Origin of the sequence: Streptomyces sp. NBC_00503, assembly GCF_036346895.1 — a bacterium.
Lineage (GTDB): Bacteria > Actinomycetota > Actinomycetes > Streptomycetales > Streptomycetaceae > Streptomyces.
Window position 1 is genome coordinate 6,656,663 of record NZ_CP107855.1, and the last position, 12,608, is coordinate 6,669,270.

Sequence of the window (12,608 nt, forward strand, 5' to 3'; positions counted from 1 at the left end):
CCGCCGGTTACCGGCGGGGGGCGTACTCACGGAATCCGCGGCCGGTCTTCCGGCCCAGGCAGCCCGCCGCCACGAGGTGCTCCAGCAGCGGGGACGGGGCCAGGCCCGGGTCGCGGAACTCCTTGTGCAGGACCTGCTCGATGGCCAGCGACACGTCCAGGCCCACCACGTCCAGGAGCTCGAAGGGCCCCATCGGGTAGCCGGCGCCCAGCTTCATCGCCGCGTCGATGTCGTCGATCCCGGCGTAGTGCTGCTCGACCATCTTGATCGCGTTGTTGAGGTACGGGAACAGCAGCGCGTTCACGATGAAACCGGCGCGGTCCCCGCAGTCCACCGGGTGCTTGCGCACCTTGGCGCAGATCCCGCGGACCGTGGCGTGCACGTCGTCGGCGGTCAGGACGGTCCGGACCACCTCGACCAGCTTCATCGCCGGAGCCGGGTTGAAGAAGTGCATCCCGATCACGTCCTCGGGCCGCGAGGTGGCGCGGGCGATCGCGATCACCGGCAGCGAGGAGGTCGTGGTGGCCAGCACCGCGCCCGGCTTGCAGACCTTGTCCAGGCTCTGGAACAGCTCCTGCTTCACCGCCAGGTCCTCGGCGACGGCCTCCACGGCCAGATCCACCTCGGCGAAGGCCTCCAGCGAACCCGCAGCCGTGATCCGTCCCACGGTGGCCGCGGCCGCGTCCGCGGTCAGCCGGCCCCGGTCCACGGCGCGGCTCAGGGACTTGGCGATGGCGGCCTTGGCCGCGTCCGCCTTCTCCTGGCTGCGGGCCGCCAGCACCACGGAGTAGCCGGCCTGCGCGAAGACCTGCGCGATCCCGCTCGCCATGGTGCCCGAACCGGCCACGCCGACCGTGGAGACCGGGCGGCTGGCCCGGACCAGGTCGCCGTCCGGCGGGGTCTGCAGGTCGCGGACGATGACCTGGCTGCCCGCGGACTCGTACGTGTAGAACCCGCGCCCGGACTTCTGCCCGGTCAGGCCCGCCTCGGCGAGGTGGCCCAGGATCGGGGCCGGGGCGTGCAGCCGGTCGCCGGAGGCGGCGTACATGGCCTCCAGGACGGTGCGCGCGGTGTCCACGCCGATCAGGTCGAGCAGGGCGAGCGGGCCCATCGGCAGGCCGCAGCCCAGCCGCATCGCCGCGTCGATGTCCTCGCGGGAGGCGTACTTCGCCTCGTACATCGCGGCGGCCTGGTTGAGGTAGCCGAACAGCAGGCCGTCGGCGACGAAGCCGGGGCGGTCGCCGACCGCGACGGGCTCCTTGCCGAGCTCACGGGCCAGCGTCGTGACCGCCTCGACGGCCGGCGGGGCCGTCAGCACGCTGGAGACGACCTCGACCAGCTTCATCGCCGGGGCCGGGTTGAAGAAGTGCAGCCCGACCACGCGCTCGGGGCGCTGCGACTCGGCGGCCATCCGCGTCACCGACAGGGCGTTGGTGCCGGTGGCCAGGATCGCCGTGGGCCGCACGATCGCGTCGAGCTCGCGGAAGATCCGCTGCTTGAGCTCGTAGGACTCGGGGACGACCTCGATGACGAGATCGGCTTCGGCGGCGGCGCCCAGTTCGGAGAAGGTGCGGAAACGGGCGAGCACGCCCTCGCGCTCCTGCTCGGTGAGCAGCCCCTTGGTCACGGAGCGGGCGGTGGCGGCGGCGAGGGTCGCGGTGGCGCGGCGGGCCGCGGTGTCGCTGATCTCGATGCCGATGACCTCGCGGCCGGCCCGGGCGAGGACCTCGGCGATGCCGGTGCCCATGGTGCCGAGGCCGACGACGGCGATGGTCTGCAGGGCGGGCCGGGCGGGCTCGGTGGAGGGGGAGGAGGACTGACTGGACGTGGACGGAAGGTCCATCGCGGGACTCCAGTGGAAGAGGGTGACGACTGAGGGGGCGCGGCGCTGCGGCGCTCGGGAAGACACGCAGGGCGCGCGGAGGCCGTACGGAAGGCCGTGCGGAGAAGCCCGGGCCGGGAGGTTCCGGAAGGAGGGTGTCCAGGGGGAACGGCCCGTGGGGCACAAGCGGCGGAGCCCTGTCCCGGGGTCACGCCGTGAGGTGGTGCGGAGGTCGTGCAGAACCGACTGGTACGAGGTGGCTGCGTCACCAGGCCGTCCTCGTACGTGTTGTAGGGACAGTAACCCTCCGGTAACTCGTCCGCCAGAGTGCGCACATGTGACCTGCGCCGCTCAAATGTACCGATCATCGATCATCGATCAACCGGCCCTCAAGGAACCGCGCGTACGGGCCGCCGCGGCCCCCTAGGGTGGCCGGGTGAACGACGTGTTGGAGCGCCTGCGGGCGGAATCGGCCGGGGCCCCGGAGTACGCCGAACTGGTCGCTTCGGACCCCGACGAGCTGGCGGCCTCCCTGTCCGAGGCCGGCCGGCCGCTGTGGGCCCGGGAACTGGCCGCGTACCGACTGGGCCTGGCCGGGGACCGGCGGGCCTTCGAAGCCCTGGTCCTGCTGCTCAACCACCGGGACCCGCCGCGCTGCGAAGCCGCGGCGCAGGCACTGGCCGTCCTCGGGGACCCGCGCACCGCCCGCGCGGCGGCAGCCCTGGCGACCAACGAACTGCGCACGGCCTACGCCCTGCACCCGGTCCGGCTGCTGGCCGCGCTGCGCGCCCCCGAATCCGCCCCGGCGCTGATGAGCACCCTGTCGCGGCTGCTCGCGCCGAACGACCCGTACTGGCGGGTGGCGCTGGCCTGCGTGGAGGGGCTGGGCGCGCTGGCGGATCGGCGCGCCCACGAGGTCCTCGTACGGGCCCAGTCGCACCCCCGGCTGGCGGTGGCGGCGACCGCGGCCCTGCGGCGGCTGGAGATCAGCTAGCGAACCCGGTCTTGAAGCCGGTTCCGAACCCGGCGCCGGGGCCGGTCCTGAATCCGGTCCCGGACTCGGCCTCGGACTGGGACCCGGTCGCGGTCTCGGCCCGCTTCGGCTCCGGGAGGATCGCGAAGGCCTCGATCTCCAGGAGCAGTTCGGGCCGGAACAGCGCCGCCACCTGGACCGCCGAGGAGGCCGGGAGGCGGTCCGCCGCGATCACCTCGTCACGGGCCGCGCGGACCGCGGGGAGGTGGGCGACGTCCGTGACGAAGTACGTCAGCTTCACCACGTCGTCGAAGGTCGCCCCGGCCGCGGCCAGGCACCGGCGCAGGTTCTCGAACACCTGCCGGGCCTGGGCGGCGGCGTCGCCCTCGCCGACCACCTCGCCCTTCTCGTCGAAGGCGCACTGCCCGGAGACGGCGACGAACCGCCCGGTGCCCCAGACGACGTGGCTGTATCCGGTGCCCGGGGCGACGCCCTCCGGCTCGGAGACGCGGGTGAGGTGGCTGCTGCTACTGGTGGTCATGGGCGCGATTGTGCCCGAACGGGCCAACGGCCGTGGCCCATCCGCCCGTGCCCGTCGTTCAGCCCCGGAAGCCCAGCAGGCCGTGCAGCGCCGCGCCGCCCGCCGACGGCGGGACCGCGCGGGTCGCGGGGAGCGGCTTGGGGGCCGGCTGGGCGGGGCAGCTGGCGTCCGCGGCCTTGCCCGTCAGCAGGTACGAAGCCAGCTTCTCGTCCAGGCACTTGTTGCCACTGAGCGCGATCCCGTGGTTGCCGCCGCCCTGCTCGACCACCAGCGCGGAGCCCGCGAGCTTGCGCCGCATGCTCACCGCCCCCTCGTAGGGGGTCGCCGCGTCCTCGGTCGCCTGGAAGAGGAGCGCCTGCGGGAGGGCGGTGTTGGTGACGTCCGGGGCCTGCAGCGGCTCGGTCGGCCAGAACGCGCACGGGGCGTTGTACCAGGCGTTGTTCCAGGTCATGAAGGGCGCCTTGGCGTGTGTGCGCCACATGTCGGCGCGCCAGGTGTTCCAGTCCTTGGGCCACGCCGAGTCCCGGCACTGCACGGCCGTGTAGACGCTGTAGCTGTTGCCCGCGGAGGGCTCCACCGCGCCGAACCGTTCGTACGCCGCCACCAGCGGCTTCGGGTCGTTGTCCACGGAGTACGAGGAGAACGCCGCGGCCAGGTGCGGCCAGTAGCCGTTGAAGTAGCCGCCCGGCATGAAGGTGTCCTCCAGCTCGGCCGGACCCACCTTGGCCCCCGCCGGGGTGGTGCGCAGCGCCGAGCGCATCTCGTACCAGCGGGCCTCGACCTCCGCCGGGTCGGTGCCCAGGTGGTAGGTGGAGTCGTACCGGGCCACCCATGCCAGGAAGGACTTGTGGCGGGCGTCGAAGGCCTGGTCCTGGGCGAGGTTGTCCTCGTACCAGACCCCGGCCGGGTCGACGACGGAGTCCAGGACCAGGCGGTGGATGCGGTCGGGGTGCAGCTTGGCGTAGACCGCGCCCAGGTAGGTCCCGTAGGAGTAGCCGAAGTAGCTGAGCTTGTCGGCGCGCAGGGCGCCCCGCAGCACCTCGAGGTCCCGGGCCGCCGAAACCGTGCCGATGAACGGGAGCACGTCCGCGTGCTTGGTCTGGCAGGACTCGGCGAAGGACTTCACCCGCTCCAGGTTGGCGCGCTCGGTCTCCTCGTCCAGGGGGACGGAGTCGGGCCGCACGGGGGTGAAGTGCCCGGCGCCGCAGTCCAGGACGGGCTCGCTCTTGCCGACGCCCCGGGGGTCGAAGCCGATCACGTCGTACTGGCCGGCGACGTCCTTGGGCAGCGCGGAGGCGATGTAGCCGGCCAGGGTGCGGCCGCTGCCGCCGGGGCCGCCCGGATTGACCAGCAGCGGGCCCTGGGAGCGGGCGGCGGTGTGGGGGACCCGGGTCAGGGCGAGGGAGATCTGCCGGCCGTCCGGCCGGTCGTGGTCGAGGGGGACCTTGAGGGAGGCGCACTGGAGCGTCGGGTAGCGGGACGTGGCGCAGTTGGACCACTTCAGGGGAGCCGGCGCGGGTGCGGGCGCGGCGGGCGCGGCGGCCGTCATCGGGGTCGCGAGGGCGGCGGCGACGGTGGTGACCGCCAGCAGGACGGCGGCGCGCTTCTTCAGGGGCGGACGGTTCACGGGGCTCATGGGGCCTCCCAGCCGAGGGTTCTGGGCGGAATCGTCCCGGAACCCGCGCCCGGAAAGGGGGATTGGGCGGCCTATTGGCCCGATGTGATGACCCTTCAGTCGGTCGTACGGTCGTACGGGCGCGCGTGCGCGGCCTCAGAGCAGGCTCAGCTGGGTGGGTCCGGCGGGCGCGGGCTCGGCGGGCCGCTCCGGCAGGAGGGTCCCGCGGTCCCGCCCGCTGCCGCCCGGACCGATGCCGAATTCGGCGGCGAGCTCGTGGACTTGCCGGGTGATCATGCGCTGGTACCAGGTGGGCGCGTACGAGCCGCCCGCGTACATCCGCTCGTACCGCTCGACCAGGTGGGGGTGGTGCTCGCCCAGCCAGGCCGTGAACCACTCGCGGGCCCCGGGCCGCAGATGGAGTACCAGGGGTGTCACGGAGGTCGCGCCCGATTCCGCGACGGCCCGGACGGTGTCCCGCAGCTGCTCCGGGGAGTCCCCGAGGAAGGGGATCACCGGGGCCATCAGGACCCCGCACTCGATGCCCGCGTCGGTCAGGGTGCGCACGGCGTGCAGCCGGGCGGCGGGGGAGGGGGTGCCGGGTTCGACCGTCCGCCACAGGGCGGTGTCGGTGAAGCCGACGGAGACGGAGATCCCGACGTCGGCGACGGCGGCGGCCTCCTGGAGGAGGGGGAGGTCGCGCAGGATCAGCGTGCCCTTGGTGAGGATGGAGAAGGGGTTGGCGTGGTCGCGCAGCGCCCCGATGATCCCGGGCATGAGGCGATAACGGCCCTCCGCGCGCTGATAGCAATCCACGTTGGTGCCCATCGCGATGTGCGCGCCGGTCCAGCGACGGGCGGCGAGCTCGCGGCGCAGGAGCTCGGGGGCGTTGGTCTTGACGACGATCTGGGAATCGAAACCGATGCCGGTGTCGAGGTCGAGATAGCTGTGGGTCTTGCGCGCGAAGCAGTAGACGCAGGCGTGGCTGCACCCCCGGTAGGGGTTCACGGTCCATTCGAACGGCATCCGCGAGGCCCCGGGGACCCGGTTGAGGATCGAGCGGGCGCGCACCTCGTGGAAGGTGATCCCGCGGAACTCGGGGGTGTCGAAGGTGCGGGTGACGACGGCGGCGGCGCCGAAGAGCGCGGCGGGCCCGGCGGTCCGGCTCCCCTCGTCCCCGTCCTCGGGGGGTTCGTTGCTCAGGCTGTCCCAGCGCATGGTGCGGCTCCCTAGGTGGCTCGCTCCCGAGAATAGAACAAACGTTCCCATGATCGTGCGGGACGGCTTTCGGGTCCGGGTCCGCCGTCCCGTCCGGTCCAGGTCCGCCGTCCCGTCCGGTCCGGGCCCGCCGTCCCGTCGGGTCTGGGCTCGCCGTCCCTTCCCACCCGGATTTGGGCGCCCGCCCCTGAGGTGGTTGGCTTGCCGCGACGAGATCACCACGCTTGGAATCACCACTGTTGGAGGAGCACCCATGGCGCAGGTCGAGGCCACCACGGAGCGCATCATCACGGCGGACGCGGAGACCGTGTTCGACGCGCTGGCCGACTACACCGGTACCCGGGGGAAGCTGCTGCCCGAGCACTTCAGCGAGTACGAGGTGCGCGAGGGCGGCGACGGCGAGGGCACCCTCGTCCACTGGAAGCTCCAGGCCACCAGCAAGCGCGTGCGCGACTGCCTGCTCGAGGTCAGCGAGCCCACCGACGGCCAGCTCGTGGAGAAGGACCGCAACTCCTCCATGGTCACCACGTGGACCGTCACCCCGGCCGGCGAGGGCCAGTCCAAGGCCGTGGTCACCACCGTGTGGAACGGCGCCGGCGGCATCGGCGGCTTCTTCGAGCGCACCTTCGCCCCCAAGGGCCTGGCCCGTATCTACGACACCTTCCTCGCCAACCTGGCCGCCGAAGTCCAGGGCTGAGCAACGCCGTTGCCGGTGAGGCGGGGAAGGGAAGGTCCAGGCCTCACCGGATCGGGTGAACCGGACGCGCCGGCCCGCGGCCGCGCGGTCCGGCGCGCCCACGGGCGTGGCCCCGGGGTCCTGTGGGGCCGGGCGGTTAGGGTGGGGGTCTGAGCGCTACCGACCGCCCGGGGGCCCGATGAAGATCCTCATCTCCGCCGACATGGAAGGCGCCACCGGCGTCACCTGGCCCGCCGACGTGCTGCCCGGGACGCCGCAGTGGGAACGCTGCCGGACGATGTTCACCTCCGACGTGAACGCCGCCGTACTCGGCTTCTACGACGGCGGCGCAGACCAGGTCCTCGTCAACGAGGCCCACTGGACCATGCGCAACCTGCTGCTGGAGCGCCTCGACGCACGCGTCGAGATGCTCACCGGCCGCCACAAATCCCTCTCCATGGTCGAGGGCGTCCAGCACGGGGACGTCGACGGCATCGCCTTCGTCGGCTACCACACCGGAGCCGGAGCCGAAGGGGTCCTCGCCCACACCTACCTCGCCAACTCCATCACCGGGGTCTGGCTGAACGGGATCCGGGCCAGCGAAGGCGTGCTCAACGCGCACGTCGTCGCCGAGTACGGGGTCCCCGTCGTGCTCGTCACGGGAGACGACCTGACCTGCGTGGACGCCGCGGGATACGCCCCCGACGCGGTGACCGTCGCCGTCAAGGACCACGTCTCGCGCTACGCCGCCGTCTGCCGCACCCCCGCCCGCACGGCCGCCGACATCCGGGCCGCCGCCAAGGCGGCCGCGGCCCTGGCGGTCCGTCACGAACCCGTGCGCGGCGGCCCCTTCACGGTCGAGGTGGAGTTCGACGCGGAGCACCTGGCGATGGCCGCCACGGTGGTGCCCGGCGTCGCGCGGTCGGGGATGCGCAAGGTCGCGTACACCAGCGCGACCATGTATGAGGGGATCCGGACCTTCAAGGCGGTCACGACGATCGTCTCGGCAGCGGTGGAGGAGCAGTATGGCTGACATGTCCGACCCCAACCCCGGCGCGGTCCTGGACTCCCCGGTGGACCGGATGGACTCCCCGGTGGACCGGACGGCGCTCGACGAGGCCGTGGAGTTCACCTCCGGCCTGATCCGCATCGACACCACCAACCGGGGCGGCGGCGACTGCCGGGAGCGGCCGGCCGCCGAGTACGTCGCCGAGCGGCTGGCGGCCGCCGGAATCGAGCCGGTGATCCTGGAGCGCACCCCGGGCCGCAGCAACGTGGTGGCCCGGATCGAGGGGACCGACCGCACAGCCCCCGCCCTCCTGGTCCACGGCCACCTCGACGTGGTCCCCGCCGAGGCCGCCGACTGGAGAGTGGACCCCTTCTCCGGCGAGATCCGCGACGGGGTGGTCTGGGGCCGCGGCGCCGTGGACATGAAGAACATGGACGCGATGGTGCTGGCCGTCGTACGGGCCTGGGCGCGGGCCGCCGAGCGGGGGCTGGACTGCAAGCCGCGCCGGGACATCGTGATCGCCTACACCGCCGACGAGGAGGACAGTGCGATCGACGGAGCCGGCTTCCTCGCCGACCGGCATCCGGAACTCTTCGAAGGCTGTACCGAGGGCATTGGCGAATCGGGTGCCTTCACCGTGCACCCCGGACCCGGACGGCCCCCCCTCTACCCGATCGCCGCCGGTGAACGCGGGACCGCCTGGCTGAAGTTGACGGCCACCGGCACCGCCGGGCACGGCTCCAAGCCCAACCGGGCCAATGCCGTCAGTCGGCTCGCCGCCGCCGTGGCCCGGATCGGGGAGCACAGATGGCCGGTCCGCCTCACCGACACGGTCGTCGCCTGCATCACCGAACTGTCCGCCCTCCAGGGGCTGTCGGTGGATCCGCGGGCCCCCGGCTTCGACCTCGACGCCGTCCTGCGCGAGCTCGGCCCGGCCTCGGGCCTCGTCGAGGCGACTGTCCGCAACAGCGCCAACCCCACCATGCTCAGCGCCGGTTACAAGCTCAACGTCATTCCCGGCACGGCCACCGGCTTCGTGGACGGCCGGATGCTGCCCGGCGGCGAGGCCGAGTTCATCGCCACCCTCGACGAGCTCACCGGCCCCGACGTGCGCTGGGACTTCCACCACCGCGAGGTGGCCCTCGAAGCCCCCGTGGACGGGCGGACCTACGCGATTCTGCGCGAGTCCGTGGAGCGGTTCGACCCCGAGGGGCACGTGGTGCCCTTCTGCATGGCGGGCGGCACCGACGCCAAGCAGTTCTCCCGCCTCGGCATCACCGGCTACGGCTTCTCCCCGCTGAAACTGCCGCCCGGCTTCGACTACTGGTCCCTCTTCCACGGAGTGGACGAGCGGGTCCCCGTCGACGCCCTGCACTTCGGTGTGCGCGTCCTCGACCACGCGCTGCGCACCCTCTGATGGAGCTCCGCACCGCTCCCTACGGCAGCTGGCCCTCGCCCATCGACGCCGCGCTCGCCGCCTCCCTCGACGGGCGGCCCGAGTACGTCGGCACGGTGGGCTCCGAGGTGTGGTGGACCGAGCCCCGGCCGGCCGAGGGCGGCCGCCGCGCGCTGGTCCGGCGGTCGGCCGACGGCGGCCACCCCGTCTCCGTGCTGCCCGCGCCGTGGAACGCGCGCAGCCGGGTCACCGAGTACGGGGGCCGGCCCTGGGCGGGCACCGAACGCCCCACGGGCGGACCGCTGGTGGTGTTCTCGCACTTCACCGACCAGCGGCTGTACGCGTACGAACCCGACAGGTCCGCCAGCCCCGGCCCGCGCCCGCTGACCCCCGTCTCGGCGGTCGGCGGCGGGCTGCGCTGGGCCGACCCTGTGCTGCGCGGCGGCGAAGTCTGGTGCGTGCTCGAAGAGTTCACCGGACCCGGGCCGACCGATGTGCGCCGGGTCCTGGCCGCCGTACCGCTGGACGGATCGGCCGCCGAGGACCGCTCCCGGGTGCGGGAGCTGACCGACGACGGGTACCGGTTCACCACCGGCCCGCGGATCTCCCCGGACGGGCGGCAGGCCGCCTGGCTGGTGTGGGACCACCCCCGGATGCCCTGGGACGGCACCGAGTTGAGGCTCGCCGAGGTCACCGCGGACGGGCGGCTCGCGCAGCCCCGTACCGTACTCGGCGGACCCGAGGAGGCCGTCGCGCAGGTCGAGTGGGCCAGTGACGGGACCCTCCTCGCGGTGAGCGACCGGGGCGGCTGGTGGAACCCCTACCGGGTGGACCCCGACACGGGCGGCGCCGTCAACCTGTGCCCCCGGGAAGAGGAGTTCGGCGGGCCGCTGTGGAAGCCCGGACTGCGCTGGATCGCCGCGCTCCCCGGCGGGCTCGTCGCCGTGCTGCACGGCCAGGGCTCCTCGGTGCTGGGCGTACTCGACCCGGAGAGCGGAGACCTGGTCGACGCGGCCGGTCCGTGGACGGCCTGGCAGCCCACGCTCGCCGTCCTCGGAAGCCGGGTCTACGGGGTCGCGGCCAGCCCGCGCAGCGCGTACGAGGTGGTGGAGCTGGACACCGCCACCGGGCACGCCAGGGTGGTGGGCGGCGGGAGGGCGGATCCGGTGGACCCGGCGTACTACCCGGAGCCGCAGAGCCGGACCTTCCACGGCCGGGGCGGCCGGCAGATCCACGCCCACGTCTACCCGCCGCACCATCCGGAGCTGCGGGCCCGGGCCCGGGAGCTCCCCCCGTACGTGGTGTGGGCGCACGGTGGCCCCACCGACCACGTGCCGCCCGTACTCGACCTGAACATCGCCTACTTCACCTCGCGCGGCATCGGCGTCGTCGAGGTCAACTACGGCGGATCCACCGGCTACGGACGCGCCTACCGGGAGCGGCTGCGCGAACAGTGGGGCGTGGTCGACGTGGAGGACTGCGCGGCCGTGGCCCGCGGTCTGGCCGCGGAGGGCACCGCGGACCCCGACCGGCTCGCGATCCGCGGCGGCAGCGCGGGCGGCTGGACGGCGGCGGCCTCACTGGCCTCCACCGGCCTCTACGCCTGCGCGGCGGTGATCTACCCCGTGCTGGACCTGTGCGGTTTCGCCGAGGAGACGCACGACCTGGAGTCCCGCTACCTCGACGGTCTCGCCGGCCCGCCGCGGACCCTCGAGAGGATCAGCCGCGAACGCTCCCCGGTGGCCCTCGCCGACCGGATCACCGCGCCGTTCGTCCTCCTCCAGGGCCTGGAGGACCCGGTCTGCCCGCCCGCGCAGGCCCAGCGGCTGCTCGACGCGATGCGCGGCCGCTCGGTGCCGCACGCCTACGTGACCTTCGAGGGCGAGGGCCACGGCTTCCGGCGCGCGGAGTCCATGGTCCGGGCCCTGGAGTCGGAACTGTCGCTGTACAGTCAGGTGTTCGGCATCGAGCGGACGGACGTGCCGAGGCTGGTCCTGGAGCCGTGAGCCCCGGGCCCGCGACGGCCTAGCCGGTGCGCAGCCAGACGCGCAGCGGGCCGACCGGGCGGAAGCCGTGCCGGACCGCGGTGCCGAGGTCGTCACCGGACTCGTAGCCGACGACGGCCAGGCCCGGCCACAGCCCGGCGATCGAGGCGAGGGAGCCGCTCCAGGCGGCGTCGTCCGGGGTGCCGTCGGCGGTGAACACGTTGGAGAGGCCCACCACTTCGCCCGTGCGGTTGGCGACGGCGCCGGCGCGGATCCGCCCGTCCGGATCCCGGCCGGCGAGGAAGGCGATCCCGGAGGTGAGGAGCGCCGGGCGGAACAGGCCGGTGCTCTCCTCCCCGTCCCAGGCGGCCTCCCAGGCCTCCAGCTCTGCGGCCGAGTCGACCCGGGTCCAGTCGAGCAAGGGCGAGGGTGCCGGGGCCGGGGCCGCGGCCGGGCGGTGGATCCACTGGGCGTCGAAGAGGACCTCGAAGCCGTCCGGAGCCAGGTCCAGGACGGCGAAGCTGTCCTTCACCGAAGAGCCCGGTGCATCGGTGTCGATCCAGGTCAGGACCGTCTCCTCGGAGGTCTCCGTGCTGAGGGTCACCGCGTCGGGGTAGTAGGGCGGAGTCCGCCGCGGGCTGATCCAGACGCCCTCGCCGAGCGAGCTCTCCAGCCCGTGCGCGCGGCACACGGCGTCGCACCACTCCGCGTTGTTCAGGGCTGCCAGCAGGCGGATTCCGTCGTTCTCTTCGTTGATCACAACGGTGATGGTGCCATGCACCTACCCTGGGGGCGTGGTCGATTTCCCTTACCTCGCCGAGGGCCCCCGGGTGGGGCTGCGCCCCTTCCGGCTCGCGGACGGAGCGGAGTTCACCGCCCGCGTGCGCGAGAGCCGGCGGCTCCATCACCCCTGGCTGTGCCCGCCCGCCACGGTCGAGGAGTACGAGCCGTACGCGGCCCCGCTGATCGAGGGCGCGGCGAAGGCCAAGGCCGGGTTCCTCGTCTGCGAGCGGGAGACCGGCGCCATCGCCGGCTTCGTCAACATCAACAACATCGTTCGGGGCGCCTTCCAGTGCGGCGCCCTGGGCTACGGGGCCTTCGCGCACGCGGCGGGCCGCGGGCTGCTCGGCGAAGCCCTCGACCTGGTACTCGGCCGCGCCTTCGCGGCGGACGGCCTCGGCCTGCACCGCCTGGAGGCCAACATCCAGCCGGGAAACACCGCCTCGATCGCCCTGGTGCGCGGCCGCGGCTTCCGGCTGGAAGGCCTCTCCGCGGACTTCCTCCACGTCGACGGCGCCTGGCGGGACCACGAACGCTGGGCGATCACGGCCGAAATGCCTCGTCCCCGGGCCCCGCATCGCACAGGATGAGTC

Annotated in this window: 11 protein-coding genes; 6 read left to right on the forward strand and 5 right to left on the reverse strand. The window is 73.3% G+C overall.

Going from position 1 to position 12,608, the window contains the following annotated elements:
• Window positions 1–7: 7 nt before the first annotated feature.
• The gene (locus tag OG490_RS30315) at window positions 8–1,843 is read right to left on the reverse strand and encodes a 3-hydroxyacyl-CoA dehydrogenase family protein (protein WP_330299448.1); all 1,836 of its coding nucleotides are present in this window, start codon (window positions 1,841–1,843) and stop codon (window positions 8–10) included.
• A 415-nt stretch (window positions 1,844–2,258) separates the two neighbouring features.
• Here OG490_RS30315 and OG490_RS30320 point away from each other — a divergent pair, with 415 nt between their 5' ends.
• A complete protein-coding gene (locus OG490_RS30320) occupies window positions 2,259–2,816 on the forward strand; it encodes a HEAT repeat domain-containing protein (RefSeq protein WP_330299449.1) in 558 nt (185 codons plus the stop codon).
• Here the strand turns inward: OG490_RS30320 and OG490_RS30325 are convergent.
• The 3 genes from OG490_RS30325 to OG490_RS30335 all read right to left on the reverse strand — a co-directional run bounded on the left by OG490_RS30325 (window position 2,809) and on the right by OG490_RS30335 (window position 6,169).
• The gene (locus OG490_RS30325) at window positions 2,809–3,336 is read right to left on the reverse strand and encodes a RidA family protein (protein ID WP_330299450.1); all 528 of its coding nucleotides are present in this window, start codon (window positions 3,334–3,336) and stop codon (window positions 2,809–2,811) included. The genes OG490_RS30320 and OG490_RS30325 overlap by 8 nt on opposite strands.
• Before the next feature lie 58 nt (window positions 3,337–3,394).
• A complete protein-coding gene (locus OG490_RS30330; protein ID WP_330299451.1) occupies window positions 3,395–4,972 on the reverse strand; it encodes an alpha/beta hydrolase in 1,578 nt (525 codons plus the stop codon).
• Between the two features lie 135 nt (window positions 4,973–5,107).
• The gene (locus OG490_RS30335) at window positions 5,108–6,169 is read right to left on the reverse strand and encodes an Rv2578c family radical SAM protein (RefSeq protein ID WP_330299452.1); all 1,062 of its coding nucleotides are present in this window, start codon (window positions 6,167–6,169) and stop codon (window positions 5,108–5,110) included.
• 253 nt (window positions 6,170–6,422) lie between these two features.
• Between OG490_RS30335 and OG490_RS30340 the strand changes: the two genes are divergently transcribed.
• From OG490_RS30340 to OG490_RS30355, 4 genes are all read left to right on the forward strand, one after another.
• Window positions 6,423–6,866, forward strand: a complete 444-nt coding sequence (locus OG490_RS30340) for an SRPBCC family protein (RefSeq protein ID WP_330299453.1) — start codon at window positions 6,423–6,425, stop codon at window positions 6,864–6,866.
• A gap of 178 nt (window positions 6,867–7,044) precedes the next feature.
• On the forward strand, window positions 7,045–7,878 hold the full coding sequence (locus OG490_RS30345; protein ID WP_330299454.1) for a M55 family metallopeptidase: 834 nt from the start codon (window positions 7,045–7,047) through the stop codon (window positions 7,876–7,878).
• Window positions 7,879–7,927: 49 nt separating this feature from the next.
• On the forward strand, window positions 7,928–9,271 hold the full coding sequence (locus OG490_RS30350) for a M20/M25/M40 family metallo-hydrolase (protein ID WP_330301128.1): 1,344 nt from the start codon (window positions 7,928–7,930) through the stop codon (window positions 9,269–9,271).
• A complete protein-coding gene (locus OG490_RS30355; RefSeq protein WP_330299455.1) occupies window positions 9,271–11,256 on the forward strand; it encodes a dipeptidyl-peptidase 5 in 1,986 nt (661 codons plus the stop codon). The genes OG490_RS30350 and OG490_RS30355 overlap by 1 nt, the downstream gene beginning before the upstream one ends.
• Window positions 11,257–11,275: 19 nt before the next feature.
• On the opposite strand, the gene OG490_RS30360 is transcribed toward OG490_RS30355, so the two are convergent.
• Window positions 11,276–11,995 (reverse strand): hypothetical protein, encoded by a 720-nt coding sequence (locus OG490_RS30360; RefSeq protein WP_330299456.1) that lies wholly within the window; start codon window positions 11,993–11,995, stop codon window positions 11,276–11,278.
• A gap of 34 nt (window positions 11,996–12,029) precedes the next feature.
• Between OG490_RS30360 and OG490_RS30365 the strand changes: the two genes are divergently transcribed.
• Window positions 12,030–12,605: a GNAT family N-acetyltransferase gene (locus OG490_RS30365; RefSeq protein WP_330299457.1), complete on the forward strand. Its 576-nt coding sequence runs from the start codon at window positions 12,030–12,032 to the stop codon at window positions 12,603–12,605.
• Window positions 12,606–12,608: the final 3 nt, after the last annotated feature.